The sequence below is a fragment of the Sphingobacterium sp. Ag1 genome (assembly GCF_000988325.1).
Classification (GTDB): Bacteria; Bacteroidota; Bacteroidia; order Sphingobacteriales; family Sphingobacteriaceae; genus Sphingobacterium.
This window is the reverse complement of the sequence record NZ_LBGU01000043.1, coordinates 290,624-310,714: the sequence shown is the minus strand read 5'-3', so window position 1 is coordinate 310,714 and position 20,091 is coordinate 290,624. Positions and strand designations below refer to the sequence as shown.

Here is a 20,091-nt window from a genome sequence, read left to right as displayed (position 1 = left end):
AGCTCGAAATAATATATGATTTTGTTAAGAAAACTTCATTTAGTCGCTAAAGATCTAATAATAACAATATTGGATTACATCCATAAAATTTTATTTCATTTTATACCAATCAAAACATTTAGGTATGCAAGTTGTGGTGGTGGAGTGGCTGCCCTAAACATCTTCATTTATTTCATATCGTATAATTTTATTTTTAGAAAGAAAATTATACAATTTACTGAAACATTAGAGGTAACTCCACATATTGCAGCTTTTATAGTGGCTTTCCTGATTACCTTTCCCTTGGGATTTTATTTAAATATGTATGTTGTCTTTAGTCAACAAGCAAATCGTAAAAGGAGGATACATCTGTTCAGATATTTTCTCGTTGTATTGCTATGTATTGTCTTGAATTATATCTGTATCAAATTCTTTGTTGAAAAACTTCATTTCTATCCGACTCCTTCCGCGTTACTTACGACGGTATTAGTTTCTGTTTTCAGCTATGTATTGCAACAGGTTTTTTCATTTAGAAAAAAAATATAGTCAATTAAATATCAGGTTAGCATTATAAAAACGCATTGCCAAGATGAGAGATAAAATACAACCGATTTTTTGCTTACACTCTTTAGCTCTTCCGCAAAGAAGAATTATAACGTATGGGTTAATACCAGAAAAAGTTGAGGAAAGAAGTTGAAAAAGTAAATGAAAAACATAGATAGGTGCTATAATTTGATCTGGGCTATTAAAATTTCAGTCTTTTTAATGACGATTTGTTTCTCATCCTGTTCTGTCATCAAACCCAAAACAGAAAACAATAAAGTATTGGGCTGGTACGAAGCTTCTAGCTATTTAGACGAGAACGGTTCGCAAGACTCGGTAACGATTTCAGGTATTATCACTGAAGCTAAGACAAAAAGAAAGGTACCCAATGCCGAGATACGATTTTTAGACTCTGAAGGAAATACGCTCAAAAAAGTATCTTCAGTCGCAGATGGATCATTCAATACCAAACTGGCAAAACTCACAAAATTTGGAAGTATCGAAATTGATGGAGTATAAGGCAACGATAACTTCTTACTGAGTGTTGCGATGGTTTCTTTTTTGGGTATCATTTACATCTTTCAAGTGCCTACTTCAAATATTTACCTATAGCAAGAACATCAAAATTTATTCAAGAAGTTCTTTACCTTATCACGAGCTGGAGAATTATTATAATTTTCTATATCAGTATAGGCTTTACCTAATTGCTGCCTTAAGGGTTTTCTTAAACCGGGGTTTTCAGAAAAATCTAATTTACCCAAAAAATTTAGATAAATGGCATTTTGAACCCGCTTATCGACTAAAGGTAAATTCTTAGTTAAATAGTCTACCATAGCATCAAACTTATCTCCTTCATTTTTTACGATCACTTCCTGCATAAACGATTTGAAACACCCCATTTGAAAGGTAATAGACGTCCTGTAATCTTCATCTAAAAGCCCCTCTTTCAAATTCGGAAACAACTCGATCAACTCGTTAACAAATAAATCTTGGTCTTTCATCATTATTATATTGGAACAACTTCTTTATTCCTTTCTCCCTCAGGTCGAAAGAATACTACGATGAAATTAGCGTTTAATATAATCCCGATACTCTTCTTGAATCATTCCAGCGGAAATATATCTATGAGAAGATGCTTTATAAGTGAATGTAGCAAATTCTAAAGCATCAACGATTGAAGGAAAAGTATGAATTACGCCAAAAGGTTCATCAGGATCAATCAATGAAAACGCATAGATATCCATGAAATTTTCATTACCCTCATCAAAGCACTCAAAATAGGCGACAGAAAAACTTTCATCGTTTTCCTTATCAATACTTAACCATTTAAGAATGGTATAATCATCTTCCTGGACATCATCCAGCCACTGCTCTACAGACTTTCCTAGTCTAAGCCTTGTTCTGATTTGATCGTCTGTTAAATACTGTAGCATAAATAAAAACGTGATGTATGAATTTACTAAATTGTACTATGGAAAAAAAATCATTTTGGCATCATCTTTTAAACCATTTGATAGATTTATGAACGTATGCATTTTAATACCATTTTTGTTTTTCATCGTAGCATGTCAAAGCAATGAACAAAAACAGGTACCAGTCAAAATCTAAAGACAACCATTGGACAATACAATTGTTGAAGATAATTATGCTGAAATTTTGGATGCTATAATTGCCTATAACTCCATTTCAATTGAAGTGGCTAAAACTAACAAACCAATAGAAAAGCTGTTTGCTTTTCCTTTTATTATATTTACTCAAAAGGGTTCGCAACCTTGACTTAGTTTCGGTCGGTTTAGAGCACAGCATCTGGACATGCCGTAACTTCTGAGAAGAATTTAATTATTTTAGAAAACTGATTAAATGCCCATAAAATAATTGTGAAAAAAGAAAAACTAAATCACGGAGATATATTCTACTTTCAATTAGAAGGATTTAAAAAATTTATTTTTGGACAAATTTTGTTTGATGTAGAAAAACAGTATTTTTCAAAATCTATAGAGCAAGATGAGGAATCATACTTTGATGTTTATGAAGAATGTCATCTAGTTAAAATGTTTAAAGGAATTTATGATACTCATCAACTGCCTCAGCATCTTGAATCATTGATAGAGAGTGTTTTTATTTATCGGATAGATTCAAAAAATAACCGGTTAAATTGGGGCAAAGCCGGACATATTGATATTGATTATAAGAGCATTGAATTTCCTGAAATAATAGGTGAATCAGATGGTAAGGTAAAGTTATTAAGAGGTGAACTAAACCTGGATACATCATATAAAGACGCTGATGAATTTGGTGTAAGCTGGAGTGCTGAATACGCTGAGGTATTAGCGAATGAATGCGTTTACCTGCAAGATCGCAAAGATTTAATTGCCGGTGAGCATTATAGTGACAGTTTTAAAGAATTGAATTTGAGAAACTTTCCAGAACAAAGAAGTAAGGTATACAAGGACCTTCAAATAGATTCAGAAAAAAGTTATTATGGTTTATCAAAAGAAATGGGTTTTGATTTGGCTAGATTTTATAAAAACGATTAGGAAATACGCATCATTTAGAGGCCAGGTCCGCTTTTAGACTATCTATAACGACTTATTTTCCAGAAATTTAAACATTTACAAATCACACTAGAAGTTATGTAGCAAAAAGGCTGGAGACAACACCATACAATTATCAAGAATACGAACTATTAAGAGGAAGACATACATAATCTTTTTTAGTTGAAACATTCGGATATAGCTGGTCTATAACCCTACGGTGACGAATTTTTCGCCCCTATACACCCTCCTGATCCCAACAAAGAGCTCGTTAAAATTTCCATCTTTAAGCATATATCCGGATGCTCCGGCCGCACGCGCCCGATCGACAAATTCAGCTCGCTGGTGCATCGTCAATATGATAATTTTTAGTTTTGGGGATATGTGGAGGATCTTTTCCGCTAGCGTCGCCCCGTCCATTCCGGGCATATTAAAATCAGTTAATACAATATCTGACTCCAGTCCCCTCTCGAGCAATTCCACTGCCTTAAATCCGTTATCCGCCTCCCCAACCACCAGGAGGTCTTCTTGTTCATTAAGAAGACCTATTACACCTTGTCTAACCAGATCATTATCATCAACTACGATTAGCCCTATCTTCATAATCAATTTATAAATAGCAGTCTTTGGACTACAGAGCGCCAATTGGGATTTCTATAATCACCTCAGTACCGGTGTCAATTACTGAATTAATCTTCACAGTACCATTAAGCAGCTTCACTTTACTCCGTATGGAACTTAGTCCAATGCCTGTCTTTGTTTCCTCTTTTTCATTTATCCCATTTCCATTATCACTTACCAAAATATAGATTGCGTCATTATCGATCGAAACATTTACCCGAGCAAAGGTAGCTCCAGCATGTTTTACAACATTAAGCATAAGTTCCTGTACAGTCCTGAAAACAGCAAGCTCCAGATATTTCTCCAGCCTAATTCCTAAATCGCTATATTCACAATGAAAGCTTACACTTCCATTCAGTTGTTCGGCGATATCGTTTATCGCAGACCGCAAACCAAATTGTTCCAGCGTCGAAGGCATAAGCTCGTGTGAAATATTGCGACTCTCTTTGATTGCCTGGGTAATCAATTCTTCGGTAAACGCCTTCGAACGGTCATACTCCGCGGGATCTTCAAGCGCCTTTTTCCGGTTAATATAGGTCACGTTAATCTTTATTCCGTACAGCAGTTGTCCTAACCCGTTATGAAGGCTTTCTGATATTCGGCGCCTCTCTTCCTCCTGCGCCCGCAAGGTGACTCTAAAAATCTCCAGTTGCTGTTCGGCTTCTATCCGCCGTAGCTTTTCTTCCGCCTGCCGGCTTACCGTTATATCAACATCGACTCCGAGTACCCGCAATGGATTTCTCTTTTGATCTCTTATTACAGTAGCTTTCAATTTAAGCACTTTGGATAAGTCGCCAACTTTGATTGCCAGCACTTCTTCAAAATCGGAATCCCCCTGCTCAATATATGCCGCGACGCGCTCAGCCGCCGCATAGTAGCCTTCCTGGACATATTCACGGTAGATAGTTGGCGAAATCGGCGTGCCTTTTTCCAAATTGAATAAACGATACATGCCATTCGACCAGGTGAAAGTCTTTGTCAACAAATCATAATCCCATGTACCGGTATTGGCGACCTCCTCAGCCTGTTGTAAGAGCAGATAATTTTTATCTCTTTCATCTTCTGATGACTTACGTGCTGTAATATCGCTGGCAACACCAAACCATTCCAAAATCTCGCCATTTTTGTCCAATAGCGGAACGGCACGGGAATTGGCCCAGCCAACACTGCCGTCTGACAACAAAATCTGATGTTCAAGTTCAAAGAGTTTTTTCGCCGAAACAGCAGCGTCGATTGCCTTTTGTACTTTGCTTCGCTCACCGGCCGGAAGGTAGTGATCCATCCATCGGGTGGCCGGTACACCCATTTCCTGTAGAAAATTATTGCTCTCAACCACATACATTTCATTACAGTCGGCGCTCATCTTATAGATAAGATCTGAACTCGCCGTCACGAACATTCTTAATTGTTCTTCCGACTTCCGGACATATTCTTCTGCCATTTTTCGTTCGCTGATGTCCATATTTGTCGCTACCAGCCCATCATCCATCTTAACAAACATACAGGAATACCACTTATCAAACCCCTCGTAGGTATAATGATATTCTAATCCTTCGGCTTGTCCAGTTTCCATAACACGTAGCATCACGTCAAAAACGCCGGCGGCGCGAATGCCAGGGAACTCTTTTGCATATAGCTTACCACTTAAGTCAGTCCGCCCGGTTTCCCGGTCCAATTCTTTGTTGGTGAGTCGAATTTCAAAATCCAAGATGTCGCCTGACTCGTTGCGTACAGCTTTGAGTACCGACATCGCAATAAAGCTGTTGTCTAAAATTGATTGTAGCAGATCGCGGCTTTCTTTCAACGCAATCTCGGCATTTTTTATTTCTGTAATATCCCTTGCGATGGCCAATACAGTTTCGACCTCACCAGCGGCATTTTTTTCAGGGGTTAAACGGTAGTAAAAATAGTTCTCGCCGCCTACATGATGTGAAGTACTAAAATGCTCGACAGTTTCACCTGTTTCGAATGCTTTCCGCAAGCTGACAAGATATGGTACAACAAATTCATCAGGCAAGCCCATTTCACTGTTTGTTTTATCAAGCACACTCGCTATACTCACACCCAACTTTCGCTCAAAGGCTTTGTTTGCAAATACCAGCCGCAGTTGTCTGTCCCACCGCGTTATAATATCGGGGGTATTATCGACCAATGTCGTATATTGTTCTTTGCTATCGGTTAATTCAGCAGTCCGGAGTTCAACCTCTTTTTCAAGCTGCAGGCGATACTTCTCTTCCGATTCACGTAATGCGTCCTGCAATCGTCGTTGCTCGGTAAGATCACGCATTATTTTTACGAAGCCAATAATTACGCCCTGTTCGTCTTTTAATGGGCGGGTAATCCCAGATCCCCAAAATAATGAACCATCTTTGCGCAGGTGCCAACGTTCATCCTCTGCCCGGCCTTCTTTTTCAGCTTTCTGAATTTCCTGCTCGGGCACCTTCGATTTGCGGTCTTCCGGTACAAAAACAATATCGCCAGCCCTTCCCATCATCTCCGACTCAGAATAGCCCAACATTAATTGTGCACCACTGCTCCAACTCACTACACGTCTCTGAGTATCCAATGTAAAGATAGCGTAGTCTTTTGCGCTTTCGATTAAAAGACGTGTACGCTCTTCAGACTGCCGTAGCGCTTCCTCCGATTCCCGACGTTTGGTAATGTCAAAAAAGGTGATCACAACGCCATTTATTCGATCTTCAGAAGTACGATACGGTAGGAGTCGCATCATAAAAGAACGGTTGTCTGTCGTCATGACTTCCCGTTCGACAATGGTGAGCTTTTCCAATACAGTTTCAGCGTCCTGTAAAAGTCCATTGTATTGCAATTTATTGGTGATGTCCGTAACCGGACGGCCATAGTCGCCGGATTTTAAGTTAAAAATATCCAGTATGGCCGGTGTAAATAAGCGTATGGAGAAACTCCGATCCAGGAAGATTGTGCCTACGTTAGCTGAATTGATAAGATTCTGAAGATTATTGCTCGTGACACTAGTCTCGTCGATTTTCACCTTGAGCTCCTGATTTACCGTGCGCAATTCCTCATTGATGGATTGCAGCTCCTCTTTACTCGTCTCTAATTCTTCCGCTGCTGAACGTAGCTCCTCGTTCATCGCCTGCAACTCTTCGTTGGAAGCTTTGAGTTCTTCGGCCTGATATTCGTGATGTTCTATGGAATTTCGAAGCTGTGCTTTTAATGCAACAAGTTCCTCCTCCAGTTGCCTTGCCATAGGTTCATCCGAGGCCACCATAAGGGTCTCTCCTTCCTCCGTGCTCTCCTCAGAAGGTTTGAAGATAACCAAGATAAACCCTTTTGCAGAGTCGCCTTCTTCGAAAACAGGGCGAATTTGGATATCAAGCGATTGAGCCTGCCCGTTCATGGAGAATCTGATGTTTCGGGCTTCAATAGCTGTTTTATTTTGTACAGATTGGTAAAGAGCTGCCCGCAGTTCCAGCCGAATTTGGGGCACAACAAGTTTTAGCAAATTTTGGGTAGGTTCACCTCCGGCAAATTCAAAGTATTTTCCCGCCCGTTCACTCATATGTACAATGTCATACTCTTCATTGACTACAACGGACGGAGGGGCATACTGCTCCAACATTTTTTGATGTAGTTCACCGAAGGATCCGCGTCGGGTGCGGCTTTCCCTTTCCTCGGGCTTCTGCAATAAATCGGCTTTCGAAAATTGAAATTGCGGCACCGAGTCCGGAACAGGATAACTGCGTAAGGTAATCTCTCTGGTCTGAAAAATATGGTGGTCGCGATTGTACGCGGTATAAAGGTCACTTGCACTATCGACAGATTCGGAAGTGCCCAAAAAAAGAAATTTCTTTGGTCGCAACGCAAAGTGAAAGGTCTCAATTACCCTTTCCTGAGCTGTGCTATTTAAGTAAATCAAGACATTGCGACAGGAAATCAGGTCAAGTTTGGAAAAAGGCGGATCATTCAAAAAGTTATGATTGGCAAAAAGAATCATTTCGCGAATTTCCCTTCTTACCCTATAACCGTCGCCGTCACGGGTAAAGAAACGTCTAAGACGATCTGCAGAGACGTCTGCTGCGTCGTTTAATGTGTAAAAACCCTCTCTAGCGGCTGCAATAGCAGATTCATCAATATCGGTAGCAAATATCTGCACTTTTGGTGCATCCACGATACTGAGTGCCTGCTCCGCACAAATGATTGCCAATGAATAAGCCTCCTCACCCGTGGCACAACCAGCTACCCATATGCGTACTTGGTCTGCCGATGTCTTCCCGGCAAAAAGTTTGGGTATTACGTCCTCCTCCAACACTTTGAATGCTTTGCTATCCCGAAAGAAGTTGGTAACAGAAATCAGCAGGTCTTTAAGCAGCGCATGGGTTTCATCCAAATGCTCATGTAAATAAGTCGAGTAGGCGGGAAGGTCGGGTAGACTGTGGACATTAATACGGCGTTCTATCCGGCGCAAAAGTGTAGGTCTTTTGTAGTTTGAGAAATCATGTCCCGTGCGCACCCTAAGCTGTGTAAAAATATCGCGAAGCGCCTGCTGCTGAAGCTCAGGGCGCCGCTGCACTTCTTCGATAATCTGAACTGACCCGATGCTATTTCGATAGGCCACAATCCGCGCTGGAATGTCTTCGACATTAAGCACCTCATCGACCAATTCGGTAGCGATAGCATTGCGTGGCATCTCATTAAATTCAGCTTGTCGTGGATTTTGAACAAAGGTGGCGCCCCCCCTTTCTTTAATCCTTTTGAGCCCCATGGATCCGTTGGCACCTGTCCCGGATAGAATAACACTTATGGCGCGTGGCCCATAGTGATCTGCCAATGTTCGAAGAAAAATATCAACCGGTGCCCGCCGATCTTCAAAATCTTGATTGGCTGTTACTGAAATGTAGCTTCCGTCCATCGTGAGATGACAGCTTGGCGATACCACATAAATATGATCAGGAGCAATCTTAGTTCTTTCTAGCACCTGTACAACTGGCATTTCGGTTTCCAGCTGCAAGATGCTCGTAAGTTCACTGTCATGATCGGGTGAAAGGTGTAAAATGACGACAAAGGCCATGAACGAATTGCTAGGGACCTGCCTAAAAAAATCCCGCAAAGCATGCACGCCACCGGCCGATGCGCCAATACCGACTACTAAAAAATCCGTTGGTATTTGCTGCAATTGCTCCGCTGCGCTTAATTTCCCCTTATTATCTTTCCCTTTTTTCTTCATTTATTTTTTACTTTTTAGGCTATTAACCATCCTGATCACCCCTATCCTTTCGCCAACTTTACGAAGTCAGTCGGCATCCTATGTTCTGGTTATGAAATCAGTTTTTCAATAAATAATTATTAAGTTCCCTTCTCCGCTTCTTCCATTATCTTTCCCCGACTCAGCTGCTCATGGTGGTATAGGATTGACTTCAACAACTTCACCCGTTGTTCAGTTTCTTTTGCTTTTTTAAAATAGATAGCCGCCAGTTTAGGCTGGTTGACCTCGGCATAGTGATCGCCAGTATGGTTCATCAAAAAAACACTTTCGTCCATACCACGCATGGCACTGTACAGGCTATCTTCAATTTTCTGCGTAAGCGCGGCAATAAGCGTATCCGGCGAATAGGCATGTCCTGTATGACAACGAAAGCGTGTAAGCTTTCCATCCACAATTTTCGAAAGTATTCCATGGCATTCTGGACAGGTATACGGCGACAAGATACCTAAATCCAATGAATTTCGGTCAAAAGGACTCGCTCCTGCTGCGATATCAATTTCAATTTTTGTTTTTTTATCCTTTAGGACAGTATCATCAGTAAGCTCCTCAGACGAAAGCTTTACAATTAAGTCGGCTATTTCGTCAACCGGCAGGCAATAATCGACTTTTACAATGCGAAGCGCATTTTCGGGCATTGAAGACACCTCTGCATCTTGAGGATCTTGGACCACCGCGATACCGCCAGTGTTTTTTATACGCCAAAGCCCAGCTGTCCCATCATCCAAACCTCCGGACAAAATAATGCCCGTTACACGATTTCCATACGTATATGCTGCAGAACGAAAAAGTGGATCAATAGCGGGTCGAAATCGATTTTCTTTCGGTCCTTTAGTCACGCGTACAAGCCCGTCTTCTATCAACAAGTGGTGATCGGGCGGAGCCACATAAATGCGGTTGGATTTGATAGGTTCGTTATCGTAAGCATTTGCAGCATAAATTGTATCAAGCTTATTTAAAACCTCAGGTAATATCCCACGTGTGTCAGTCCCCATATGCCAGACAATGAAAATTGAAGCATCCAAATCAGGCGGCAGACCTTTTATAATCGTTTTCAGTGCATCGAAGCCGCCTGCAGATGCGCCAATTACTACAATGTTACGTTTTCCCATGGTATAAATTCACTTTTTGCATAAACGATAGCAATAAATACTGTTTTTATCCTGAAAGACAAAACGAATATACTCAAACATCTATTAGTGGAACCACTTAATTTGATATTTTGTTTCCCGAAATATTGGACAGCAGTCAAATAGAGGGGCTTGTAAAAAAGTTTATCGATATGTAAAAAGCTAGTTGGAAACATGCAGATAAGAGCGACCCAACGATATCTCTTTTATTATTGTTCAGTTAATGAATACTTTTAAATTAAAAATTATGAAGGGAAATATTAGTTCTTTATTGATTATGTTGTCGGCAGCAATGCTTAATGGGGCCTGCGGCGGCAATAATACAGCCTCTAATGTCGATACTCCGGGAACAGAAAAATCAGGAAAAGATAAGGCGCTGGAAACGGCTGCCGACCTCATTCAAGATAAAAGTCCATTGAAAGCTTTCAATGTTTACTTAGACGGCTTTCATTTTTATAATGGCAATATCAATGCACAGATGGAGGCGCATCATTACGTGCAGCAGCTAAGTGATGATCTGTATCAGGCGATTATATTTGACGGAAATGGCAAGGATGCCAAAATCATGGGCGTTGAATATATCGTAACCGAGAAACTGTTCCGAACATTGCCTGCAGAAGAGAAAATGCTGTGGCATTCCCATCATCATGAAGTGAAATCAGGAACACTGATCGCACCCGGAATACCCGAAAAGGCAGAATACCAGTTGATGGAAAAACTGGTCAAGACCTATGGTAAAACGATACACACTTGGCATACCGACCAAGAACGCAGCTTGCCAGTAGGCGCTCCAATGGTCATGATGGGGTTTACGAAAGATGGCCAACTCAAACCAGGTTTGATAGAAGATCGGGACAAAAGATTTCATATCTCTACTGCTGAGAAAAAGGAAAGCCGCAAATCAATACCCAACTATGTTGTCGATCCTTTGGCAAATGCATGGGAGCAAGGGCATATTCGGCAATTTGTCATTGGGCATAAAGCCGATAGTGCGCGTCATAAGCATTAGATAGGCTTCAGATAATCAAAAGTATTGGTACAATTTTAAGTTGCTCTGTCGCTCACGTCTAATTAGACGTCGTCAATGGCATCATCATTTCCCGGTCGCGAATAGGAGGGCGGATCACTGGCGGGAAAGGACTGCTCGAGCTGTTCATCTATTTTACGTTCGCGCTCTTCTACTTTTTCTTCTTGTCCTTTATCGGCTTTTTTATCTTCTTCGTCAGAATATTTTTCTGGATCTCTCATAATTATTTTTTTGATTACTTTTTCTTGGGAACAAAAGTAAATCGCATTTGGTTTCGAACAGATTTGCTCAAACTCTAATAGTCGCGCACTCCGAACGCTTCACATTATCGGAGAAACTTATTGGTTGTTCGGAGTTCGATCTGAATTCTTTGCATGAATTAAGCAGGATAACATTATCCATAATACAATAATAAACTGTAATAATGCGTCAAGTAAATAAATACGAGAAATGGTATCGGTAATATTGTAATAAATATCGATCGACATAAATGCGAATGCGGCTGGGATACCTAAAAGGATTTTAGCAGGCTTATTTTTCCCGAATAACAGACCAATGGCTACCGCCATTGAAAGGAGACCCACCATTTTGACAAGCCATAGATCTATTTTTTCACCCGTCAGCATCATAAAGCTGTTTATGTGAACGATTGGCCAGAGTCCAGTAATCAGATAATATAATCCTTGTATTTTAAAAACCATTTTAAGCGTATTTATAGTAGAACCCAGGTGGTCAAACAATGGTTCTACTTCGACAATTTACTGTTTCCTATACAACAAAGTATAGAGGTTACATTACCGTATTTTTTAACTTAATGGGTCCTGATAAATTGCGATGTGCGGCTTCTTACTTTCGTCCATCCAAGCCCGTATCATCCTTTCGCTATTGAAAGCCACCCCCATCTGTCCATCGCTTGACACTGCAATCAGACCGACGTCCCCTTTACTTTTTTCGACATTCATAACGACAGATTCACAGACATCCTGCAGGTCAAGATCGGTCGCTTGGAACGTATTTGCTACTTGATAAGCGATAAGTTCGCCCATTAAAATTTCACCATCTCCTGTACCTGAAACCGCACAAGAACGATTATCAGCATAGCAGCCAGCACCAATAATACAACTATCACCGATGCGTCCAATACGTTTACCGGTAATACCTCCAGTGGATGTAGCTGCAGCAATATCGCCGTTGCCATCTACCGCTACAGCTCCTACGGTTCCCTTTAGTTGATTATTTATTTCCATTGACGCCTTTTGCTCCTGCCAAAGCTCTTTCTGATGAGGAACTACAAAATATGCGCAATCCTCAGTCGCAAGCCCCTGTTCAACTGCAAATAAATCTGCCCCCACTCCCCCCAAAAGCATATGTGGCGTATGAGAACGGACCGCATCAGCCAATCGAATCGGATTTAGCGCTTTGGTAACCAATGCTACGGCTCCGGCTGAAGACGTTTTCCCGTCCATTATTGCCGCATCCATCTCCACATTCCCATCGCTGTTGAGCGCCGATCCTCTGCCAGCGTTGAACAAGTAAATGTCCTCCAACATAGCCACAGTCTCTTTCACCACATCGATGGCCGAGTCACCTTGCATCAATAATTGGTAGCCCTTACAAATAATGTCCTGTAATGTATCATAGTATTCACGCTGATGTTGGCGAAGAAACTGACTATCAGCTCCTGCTCCGCCATGGATAATTAACTTCATAATTGTTCCTCTAATTCGATTTTGGAAATGATAATTTCTTTTCCTCCAAATTGATTTTACAACCTTCTACTAAAAGATGGACTTTTAAATTTTCCACATATATGGGCGATCCGGATTCGGCATCACTAATATTAGTGTTCAGAATTGCTGCACCGTCAATGACAGTGACCATTCCCGAACCTACACAAGTTGCCGATCGACCTTCACTGATCAGAAGTGCTGTGTCTTCGCCCAGACCAATTCCAAGGTTGACTGTATTTAGGATGATCGCATGTGCCAAGCGGCTAAACCGCCCGCGGCGAATAAAGTGGGTATCGACAATACAACCATGCAAAAAGCCGAGCCCTGATGCAGTTTGAATATCAGCGCCGATCAGCGCTTCATTCATTCCACCGCCAATAATCATCGTATCAGAAAGCGCCATCGCGCCGGCGCTGGTACCTGCAACCAGAAAGTCTTTATCACGCTCATATCTTTCTTTGATCAATGCCCATGACTCCGTTCCAGCAAATATCGTCGACAATTTAAGCTGATCGCCGCCTGTGAAGAAGACAGCGTCAGCTTTTTTGACCCTTTCGCAGATCTCCCCTGCCCTCGCATCCTGCTTTGAACGGGGGGCCATAAATCCATAATTCTGATAGCCAATCTTTCTAAATGTCTGTCTATAAATCTCAGCTATCTCATTGCCTACGGAAGATGCGCTTGTCACAACTTCTATCCGCCCTTTTTCTTTTCCTTCGGGAAGAAGTTTTTTCAAAATATCAAAATGCTCGCTTATTTGCAGCTCCTTATCGGGATGCTGCCCCTTACGTTCTTCTGCCCCACCAATAATCAATAGTTTCCCCTTAGGTACCATAATATTTTAATTTTTGATCTTCAACTTGCTTTATTTCCATTGCATAACGTAACGAGGTTCGGCTGTCGTCACTGCACAGTAATATTAAGGCTCCGCTTTCCGAATGCTCAAGTGCATAGTTGAGGGCTTCTCTTTCATCAGAGATATAAGTGACCGGTACCATTTTGTCCACAGAATGAATTCCCTCCGTGAGGAGTTTGCTGATTGCTTCCGGTGAACGGCCTCTGCAATCTTTATCGTGCCTGATAATCAGCCGATCAAAGATTTGAGCGGATAACCTTCCGATTTCCATAATATCTTGATCCCGCCGATCACCTGTCGCAGTGATAATGCCGATTTTTTCTGTTGCGGTTATTTTATCAATGAATTTTTTCAGTTCGGCAAACCCATGTGGATTGTGAACATAATCGACAAGCAGATGGCGTTCAGCGATCCAAAACTCGTTCATTCGGCCTAAATTCATTTCCGGTGTAGGTAAGAAGGTTTTCAATCCCTGCCGAATAATGTCGAGGGTAAAGCCAGACTCAAGCGCCGCTAAGGTTGCAGCCATTACATTTTGGATCATACAGCTATATTTGCCCCCTACGGTTAAAGGGATATCAGCTGCTTCGATTAGCCGGGTTTTTATCCCTTGAACGCCAATATAAATCCATCCGCCTTCCAAATAACAGACCATACCACCATTGGAAAAATGAGCTAACAGCTCCTGCTGATCTGAATCCAAAGAAAAGAGGGCCACCCTTCCTCTTACCTTATTCTGCATGTGGTATACGTTTGAATCTTGAGCGTTCAAAATAGCTAGTCCAGTAGGCGAAGTTGCTTCTGGCAATATAGCTTTCACTTTAGTCAAATCTTGCAGCGTATGAATGTGGTTAATTCCAAGATGATCTTCGGCGACATTTGTTACAATACTAATATCGCAGCGATCAAATCCCAGCCCCCTTCGAAGCATTCCACCGCGGGCACATTCTAATACTGCATATTCCACGATGGGGTCAGCTAGCACGAGCTGCGCGCTTTTGGGCCCACTGCAGTCCCCCATTTCGATACAATGACCATTTATATAGATGCCCTCCGTAGTTGTGCAACCAACCTTCAGTCCGTTGACAGACGCTAAATGCGCAAGGAGGCGTGTGGTTGTGGTCTTACCGTTGGTGCCAGTAATGCCGACAACCGGTATTCGTCCCGTATGCCCTTTGGGAAACAGCATATCAATAACTGCCTGCCCGACAGGTCGAGCTTGACCGATCGATGGGTGGCTATGCATTCGGAATCCCGGGGCGGCGTTAATTTCTAAGATAGCGGCTGTCTCCTGACGAAATTCCTGGCGAATATCCGTTGATATCACGTCAATACCGCAGATGTCCAGTTGTATTAATCGCGCTACGCGTTCCATCAGCAGTCGGGTTTCCGTAGGTACGGAGGCTGTGACATCCTCAGCAGTGCCACCCGTAGAAAGATTTGCGGTTTTCTTGAGCTGTAAAATGGTTCCCTGCGGCAGCACCGTATCTAAAGTAAACTGGTGTTCTTGCAAAATAGCGTTAACTTGTTCGTCGATAATGATCTGTGTTAAGATGTTCTGGTGCCCGACACCGCGTTCAGGCCGAGCATTCTCCGCTTCGATAAGCTGCGCAATGCCAGATGTTCCATCGCCGATCACAGTAGCGGGTGTACGCTTTGCAACGGCAACTAATTGATAATTGATCAACAAGAACCGATAGTCATCCCCTTGTATATAACGTTCTACGATCACATCATTCGCGTGGAGCTTCGCCTTGATAAAAGCCTCTTTCGCTGTCTGATAGTCGAGGATTCTCGTCGTTACACCACGCCCATGATTTCCATCGTTTGGTTTAATGACCAATGGAAAGCCGATTTCAGCTATCACTCCATAGAGCTCGTCAAGTTCATTGACCAACTTTCCCTCTGGCACTGGTATGCCATTATCAGCCAGCAACGTTTTAACAAAATGCTTTTCCTGAACACATTCAACAGCAATATTACTCGTCGCGTCAGTCACAGTAGCGCGGATACGTCGTTGATTTTTGCCCTGTCCAAATTGAATATAAGATTCGTTATCGAGCCGACGCCATGGGATGCCTTTTTCGATGGCAGCGTCAACAATGCATTGTGTGCTTGGTCCAAGTTTTTCCTGGTGGTACAGTTCAGCTAATCGACCAATAACCGGCCTTAAGTCAACTGATTTACCTTCTGCTAGGGCCTGTACAATATCCACCGCAGCCTGAATGGCGTAGTTGCCTGCTTCTTCGGTCAGATAAGATACAACCACAAAATATTCGGCATGCTCTCCGGTAGATCTTGTACGGCCAAATCCACAATCCATACCTGCTAAGGTCTGGATTTCGAGCGCAACATGTTCGACCACGTGGCCGAGCCAGGTCCCTTCTTTCATGCGGCTTATAAATCCACCTTCAACCCCTTCCGAACAACGATGGGTATGTAAAGAAGGTATCAGATCCACGAGTCGGTCAGTAAACTCCGCAAGAGTGTTGGTGGGCTGATGTTCGTATGCTCCGATATCAAGTATCATCTGTACAAGCTGCTGCCTTCTGGTAGACCATATATTTGGCCCACGAAGAACTTTTAGTTCTTTTATTTTCATATCATGAAACATTATTTAATTAACAAGAATTCCCTTTTGATCATAGAACTCGACTAGGAAATAAAAGGTTCTGACACTTTGTACGCGATCGCAACGTAGTAAATCAAAAAAACGGGTACTCTTACGTGATTTACCCAAATTTTTTATTTAATTTCTGTCATTGTGTAAATTTAGTTCGAGATCACCACAGGCATGTTTCCGATAAAAAAAATTAACTATGAAGATCATTCAACGTGAAAAACGCATTGCTGTCATAGAAGCTGGTATAGCAGGGCATGGTATTCCCTCTATGATGCACCGAATCGCATTGGAGGTAGAATAAAGGAATATCAGTTCGATCATATCACCGTCGATCTCGGAGGCCAAATGGTTACATCAATTCAACGATCCCCCCAGTTCATTGACCAAAATTATCCAGGAAGCTTGCCAAAGATATGGAATCAAAGAACAAAGCTGGTTCGGCTAACTAAAAGTTATCGTGTATTAGACAGCTAAACTTTCAGCTTTGGTATACTTTGAGCTGCCTTTTTAATTTCTTTCGAATCGTATGAACTCTTGTCTTAACTGTACCCTCTGGCATGTTAAAATAACTACCTATTTCCTGATATTTATAACCTTCTGTATAAAGACGGAAAATTTCATAATTTTCTTCTGTGAGGCTACGCATTGCGGTTTGTATATCGTCTGCCACAAATCTATCGACGCAACTATTGTAGGTAATTCTGTTGGTAGATTCCAAATCAACATAGATCTCTTCAATATCATTGATGCGTTTTGTTTTACGGTACTTATTAATATAAGCATGTTTCATAATCACGTATAACCAACTCATCAATTTAGGTTGGTTAATAAATTCATCAAGGGATTTTAATGCTCGGATCCAAGTCTCCTGGATTAGGTCTTCCCTTTCGTCAGGGTCAGTTGTAAATTTTGTAGAAAAGTGGTATAGTAAACTTCTTTTTTCTTCGATCAGTACACTTAAATCGTAATTAGTCATAACTTATCTCCTTTGTTTAAATTGATACTTATATCAGTGATTCAATCTTCATACAAAAGAGGCACAAGAAGGATGCTAAGTTTGGAAGACAATATTGGGTATGATAGATCCTACAACCGCAATCGTATTACTACTTTTTACAGGCCTATCAATGTCAAAAGAAATAAAAAATTCAATAATATATTTTTACACGAATAAAATAAAGAGTAAGCGAGAGTTAATTTTAAGTATTTAGCTTTTAAAAAATGTATCAATTACTTTTTTAAAGTATCTACTCGGAAAATTTTTGCAGTGTAAAGTATACAATCACAAAAACGTGCAAAGTGTGCGACGGCAGACCTACCTATCAAATTTTACGGTTTTATTTCTTTGTATACCGGCTGGAATTCGCGATGCCATTTCTCCAATTTATTATTCTTAAACCTAAATAAATAGAATTCCTCATCAAAAGGAACATTCCTGTAGGAAATAACTTCTATAGTATCCGTAGCGTTTGCTTCCTTTTGCGCAATTGAATAGGATGATCCAAGAATATTAACAACTTGCAATTTAGACATACCCAATTCAAGCTGCTCCATTTTCGATTTTCTCATAGTGGCAATTCGTGTACCAGAACAGGACGATAATACCACAATTAAAAGACTTAAAATGGCTATTAAATAATTCTTCATAATATCTAATTTAAGAAATAATTTCGTTAAGTTCATCTATTGGCTCACAACCTCGGCTAAATTCCGGTCGGTTTAGAGCACGACATTCAATAGACAGACAATGACACTAGAATTAATACCTGTAATAGAAATTGGATATAACAATTAGGACATATCAACACCAGATAAATATCCTTATTGGGAATACCTATATTATGGGATAAATATAATGCTGAATGCTGCAAAAAAGCAGGTTTTAAAGACCCGACGAATTTTATCAGGGTTGGTTCATATTGGATGACATTTATATCATCAGAATTGTTAACCAAAATCTAGTGGGTAAATTAAAAGTTATTGAAACCTATTGATCGCTAGATCGAATTAACCTCTTATTCTCGTTACCGTCATTTGGGGAAGCATTTTCCCACTTCATTTCCTTCGTATTCATTTTTTTTATAAGATACTGTTCTGTATATATTTTACGTTCATCGTAGAGCGTCGCCAAAGTCTTATCATTGCTCAATACATAGGTCCGGGAAATAGTCGTGTCTCGATTTGAAAGCGCATCATAGATATTTTTAACACAGGTCATATCTGAATTGAATTTGTAGGTAACGGAACCATCAACGGCCATTCTAGGATCATCATTTGCCACGGTCCATTTACCGATCAGGTTATCAATGGCTATCTTTTCATCTTTTTTACAAGAGCTAAGAATGACAATGATGATGGCTGGAAGTAGGATTTGTTAATGAGTTATATATTTTGCCTTTTTACCTCCTGTTTTGTAAATTCAAAAACCATTAAAGCCATATTATGAAGCTAGTTGTAAAAATATCTCAGATCTGTATTATTATATTACTACTATGGGGATATAAAAACGGAACCTTGGCACAAGCTGCTGCAATATCACGGTCAACAGATTCATTAATCGTACTGCATTTTCAAACGAATGACTCGCTGGTTTACAGTCGGGAGGATTTTGACAATATTTTAAGTAATCATCCTGAATTTCTATTTGAAGAGGCTTTTGATCCTACATTGAGCTATCACCTCCAACACGATGTGGAGTTCACCAGCGAGGCTGGACAGGATAATTATTGTATGCTCTATTCCTACTTCTTAATGCAGGTAAATGGTGAGCAGAAATATACTACACAGCGCAAAAGATTATTTCAGCTATTTTCAAAAATAAATGAATTATTTGCATTAATTGAACAAGGAGGTACGTACTTTGGCCATCAGCATAAAAGACTACTCGCGGAAGTAGAATATTCAATTTACCTAATGCCAAAAGATAAGAGCGGGCTTCGGAAAACATATGCTATCAACAAACAAAAACAGCTGTATATTCAGGGCCTACGGCAGCTTGTAGCTGATGAAACAGCGAATAATGGGGGAATTGAACCTAAGCGGAAATTAAATCAAATCAAACGGCTTAACGCAATAATAGACGACATAAATCAACTCATTACGGATAATTCCGCTCTAAGGAGGGCGCAATATTTTCAAAGCAATTATTACGAATATTACTAAACACCAGGCAAGTGTCGTATATAAACTATCAAAAAACTTGCAGATGAATTCAGTTACTAAGTGGAATGTGAAAAGGTGTGGAAATTTCTTTTGTCAAATGATTTTCCAATTGGTTTTAAATAGCCTTCGGAAAACAAGACTATCGAATTTGAGAAAATTTACTGCACATTTACTGCTTCTTAAATTGGGTGTATTTAGGAAAAGTTATTCTATAACTCAACTTCTAATGCTCTTGCAAATACCTTTAATTCTAATCCGCTATAAAAACTTATATAGTATAATGATCGTCCAGAACTATCAAACTCAGCTCGCTCATTGCCCTCTTCAAACCGACCACGGTACAACAGATCAATAGTCTTAATTTCAGCAAAGAAATCTTCGTCAAAAACAAGCAAGCAAGTCTCCATAACAGTATCTATGAACACTAACTCAACTAGATCATAATTAAGATCAGTTTCGAGGTCGATACGTTTAAAATTAAGACGAAATTCACTGGATGCTGCGTTATATGCTAATCTAACACAGTCGTAATCATTATGTAGATCAAGATAAATACCATCCAAATCTATCGCTGCATCGTTTTTAAATAATTCAGATTGAGGTAAACTAAACTTTCTCTTTATTTTTCCGCTAGTCATTTCTTA

The 20,091-nt window shown here is 40.6% G+C and carries 19 protein-coding genes; 5 read left to right on the top strand and 14 right to left on the bottom strand.

Annotation, left to right across the window (positions count from 1 at the left end; genetic code table 11):
• Positions 1-15: 15 nt before the first annotated feature.
• Complete coding sequence (locus tag AAW12_RS18930) at positions 16-525, top strand: GtrA family protein (RefSeq protein ID WP_046675191.1); 510 nt, start codon at positions 16-18, stop codon at positions 523-525.
• 219 nt (positions 526-744) lie between these two features.
• Entirely contained in the window at positions 745-1,041 is a 297-nt protein-coding gene (locus AAW12_RS18925; protein WP_046675190.1) for a hypothetical protein, read from the top strand.
• Positions 1,042-1,142: 101 nt separating this feature from the next.
• Here AAW12_RS18925 and AAW12_RS18920 read toward each other — a convergent pair whose 3' ends face one another.
• Positions 1,143-1,526, bottom strand: coding sequence for a hypothetical protein (locus AAW12_RS18920; RefSeq protein ID WP_046675189.1), 384 nt, complete (start codon positions 1,524-1,526; stop codon positions 1,143-1,145).
• 63 nt (positions 1,527-1,589) lie between these two features.
• Positions 1,590-1,955: a hypothetical protein gene (locus tag AAW12_RS18915; protein ID WP_046675188.1), complete on the bottom strand. Its 366-nt coding sequence runs from the start codon at positions 1,953-1,955 to the stop codon at positions 1,590-1,592.
• Positions 1,956-2,399: 444 nt separating this feature from the next.
• On the opposite strand from AAW12_RS18915, the gene AAW12_RS18910 reads away from it, so the two are divergent.
• Positions 2,400-3,059 carry a hypothetical protein gene (locus AAW12_RS18910; RefSeq protein WP_046675187.1) on the top strand — a complete coding sequence of 220 codons (660 nt, stop codon included), beginning with the start codon at positions 2,400-2,402 and terminating at the stop codon, positions 3,057-3,059.
• A gap of 204 nt (positions 3,060-3,263) precedes the next feature.
• Here AAW12_RS18910 and AAW12_RS18905 read toward each other — a convergent pair whose 3' ends face one another.
• From AAW12_RS18905 to AAW12_RS18895, 3 genes are all read right to left on the bottom strand, one after another.
• Entirely contained in the window at positions 3,264-3,659 is a 396-nt protein-coding gene (locus tag AAW12_RS18905) for a response regulator transcription factor (RefSeq protein WP_053003818.1), read from the bottom strand.
• Positions 3,660-3,687: 28 nt separating this feature from the next.
• A complete protein-coding gene (locus AAW12_RS25695) occupies positions 3,688-8,883 on the bottom strand; it encodes a CheR family methyltransferase (RefSeq protein WP_053003817.1) in 5,196 nt (1,731 codons plus the stop codon).
• 119 nt (positions 8,884-9,002) lie between these two features.
• The gene (locus tag AAW12_RS18895; RefSeq protein ID WP_046675186.1) at positions 9,003-10,031 is read right to left on the bottom strand and encodes a chemotaxis protein CheB; all 1,029 of its coding nucleotides are present in this window, start codon (positions 10,029-10,031) and stop codon (positions 9,003-9,005) included.
• Between the two features lie 265 nt (positions 10,032-10,296).
• On the opposite strand from AAW12_RS18895, the gene AAW12_RS18890 reads away from it, so the two are divergent.
• Entirely contained in the window at positions 10,297-11,058 is a 762-nt protein-coding gene (locus AAW12_RS18890; RefSeq protein ID WP_046675538.1) for an OBAP family protein, read from the top strand.
• Positions 11,059-11,120: 62 nt separating this feature from the next.
• Here the strand turns inward: AAW12_RS18890 and AAW12_RS26525 are convergent, their stop codons facing one another.
• The 8 genes from AAW12_RS26525 to AAW12_RS18855 all read right to left on the bottom strand — a co-directional run bounded on the left by AAW12_RS26525 (position 11,121) and on the right by AAW12_RS18855 (position 18,566).
• On the bottom strand, positions 11,121-11,297 hold the full coding sequence (locus AAW12_RS26525; protein WP_197084093.1) for a hypothetical protein: 177 nt from the start codon (positions 11,295-11,297) through the stop codon (positions 11,121-11,123).
• Positions 11,298-11,414: 117 nt separating this feature from the next.
• The gene (locus AAW12_RS18885; RefSeq protein ID WP_046675185.1) at positions 11,415-11,777 is read right to left on the bottom strand and encodes a hypothetical protein; all 363 of its coding nucleotides are present in this window, start codon (positions 11,775-11,777) and stop codon (positions 11,415-11,417) included.
• Between the two features lie 105 nt (positions 11,778-11,882).
• Positions 11,883-12,785 (bottom strand): isoaspartyl peptidase/L-asparaginase family protein, encoded by a 903-nt coding sequence (locus AAW12_RS18880; protein WP_046675184.1) that lies wholly within the window; start codon positions 12,783-12,785, stop codon positions 11,883-11,885.
• A 10-nt stretch (positions 12,786-12,795) separates the two neighbouring features.
• Complete coding sequence (locus AAW12_RS18875) at positions 12,796-13,641, bottom strand: cyanophycinase (protein ID WP_046675183.1); 846 nt, start codon at positions 13,639-13,641, stop codon at positions 12,796-12,798.
• Positions 13,631-16,264: a cyanophycin synthetase gene (gene cphA, locus AAW12_RS18870; RefSeq protein ID WP_046675537.1), complete on the bottom strand. Its 2,634-nt coding sequence runs from the start codon at positions 16,262-16,264 to the stop codon at positions 13,631-13,633. The genes AAW12_RS18875 and cphA overlap by 11 nt, the downstream gene beginning before the upstream one ends.
• A 499-nt stretch (positions 16,265-16,763) precedes the next feature.
• The gene (locus AAW12_RS18865; RefSeq protein ID WP_046675182.1) at positions 16,764-17,261 is read right to left on the bottom strand and encodes an RNA polymerase sigma factor; all 498 of its coding nucleotides are present in this window, start codon (positions 17,259-17,261) and stop codon (positions 16,764-16,766) included.
• 353 nt (positions 17,262-17,614) lie between these two features.
• Positions 17,615-17,932, bottom strand: a complete 318-nt coding sequence (locus tag AAW12_RS18860) for a hypothetical protein (protein ID WP_156167701.1) — start codon at positions 17,930-17,932, stop codon at positions 17,615-17,617.
• Between the two features lie 340 nt (positions 17,933-18,272).
• Entirely contained in the window at positions 18,273-18,566 is a 294-nt protein-coding gene (locus AAW12_RS18855) for a hypothetical protein (RefSeq protein ID WP_053003816.1), read from the bottom strand.
• 161 nt (positions 18,567-18,727) lie between these two features.
• On the opposite strand from AAW12_RS18855, the gene AAW12_RS18850 reads away from it, so the two are divergent.
• The gene (locus AAW12_RS18850) at positions 18,728-19,447 is read left to right on the top strand and encodes a hypothetical protein (RefSeq protein WP_046675179.1); all 720 of its coding nucleotides are present in this window, start codon (positions 18,728-18,730) and stop codon (positions 19,445-19,447) included.
• A 209-nt stretch (positions 19,448-19,656) separates the two neighbouring features.
• Here AAW12_RS18850 and AAW12_RS18845 read toward each other — a convergent pair whose 3' ends face one another.
• The gene (locus AAW12_RS18845) at positions 19,657-20,085 is read right to left on the bottom strand and encodes a hypothetical protein (protein ID WP_046675178.1); all 429 of its coding nucleotides are present in this window, start codon (positions 20,083-20,085) and stop codon (positions 19,657-19,659) included.
• Between the last annotated feature and the right edge of the window lie 6 nt (positions 20,086-20,091).

Excerpts from the sequence above, each read along its gene's own strand:
- AAW12_RS18930 (WP_046675191.1), top strand. The coding sequence starts at position 16 with ATGATTTTGTTAAGAAAACTTCATTTAGTCGCTAAAGATCTAATAATA.
- AAW12_RS18925 (WP_046675190.1), top strand. The coding sequence starts at position 745 with ATGACGATTTGTTTCTCATCCTGTTCTGTCATCAAACCCAAAACAGAA.
- AAW12_RS18920 (WP_046675189.1), bottom strand. The coding sequence starts at position 1,526 with ATGATGAAAGACCAAGATTTATTTGTTAACGAGTTGATCGAGTTGTTT.
- AAW12_RS18915 (WP_046675188.1), bottom strand. The coding sequence starts at position 1,955 with ATGCTACAGTATTTAACAGACGATCAAATCAGAACAAGGCTTAGACTA.
- AAW12_RS18905 (WP_053003818.1), bottom strand. The coding sequence starts at position 3,659 with ATGAAGATAGGGCTAATCGTAGTTGATGATAATGATCTGGTTAGACAA.
- AAW12_RS25695 (WP_053003817.1), bottom strand. The coding sequence starts at position 8,883 with ATGAAGAAAAAAGGGAAAGATAATAAGGGGAAATTAAGCGCAGCGGAG.
- AAW12_RS18895 (WP_046675186.1), bottom strand. The coding sequence starts at position 10,031 with ATGGGAAAACGTAACATTGTAGTAATTGGCGCATCTGCAGGCGGCTTC.
- AAW12_RS18890 (WP_046675538.1), top strand. The coding sequence starts at position 10,297 with ATGAAGGGAAATATTAGTTCTTTATTGATTATGTTGTCGGCAGCAATG.
- AAW12_RS26525 (WP_197084093.1), bottom strand. The coding sequence starts at position 11,297 with ATGAGAGATCCAGAAAAATATTCTGACGAAGAAGATAAAAAAGCCGAT.
- AAW12_RS18885 (WP_046675185.1), bottom strand. The coding sequence starts at position 11,777 with ATGGTTTTTAAAATACAAGGATTATATTATCTGATTACTGGACTCTGG.
- AAW12_RS18880 (WP_046675184.1), bottom strand. The coding sequence starts at position 12,785 with ATGAAGTTAATTATCCATGGCGGAGCAGGAGCTGATAGTCAGTTTCTT.
- AAW12_RS18875 (WP_046675183.1), bottom strand. The coding sequence starts at position 13,641 with ATGGTACCTAAGGGGAAACTATTGATTATTGGTGGGGCAGAAGAACGT.
- cphA (WP_046675537.1), bottom strand. The coding sequence starts at position 16,264 with ATGAAAATAAAAGAACTAAAAGTTCTTCGTGGGCCAAATATATGGTCT.
- AAW12_RS18865 (WP_046675182.1), bottom strand. The coding sequence starts at position 17,261 with ATGACTAATTACGATTTAAGTGTACTGATCGAAGAAAAAAGAAGTTTA.
- AAW12_RS18860 (WP_156167701.1), bottom strand. The coding sequence starts at position 17,932 with ATGAAGAATTATTTAATAGCCATTTTAAGTCTTTTAATTGTGGTATTA.
- AAW12_RS18850 (WP_046675179.1), top strand. The coding sequence starts at position 18,728 with ATGAAGCTAGTTGTAAAAATATCTCAGATCTGTATTATTATATTACTA.
- AAW12_RS18845 (WP_046675178.1), bottom strand. The coding sequence starts at position 20,085 with ATGACTAGCGGAAAAATAAAGAGAAAGTTTAGTTTACCTCAATCTGAA.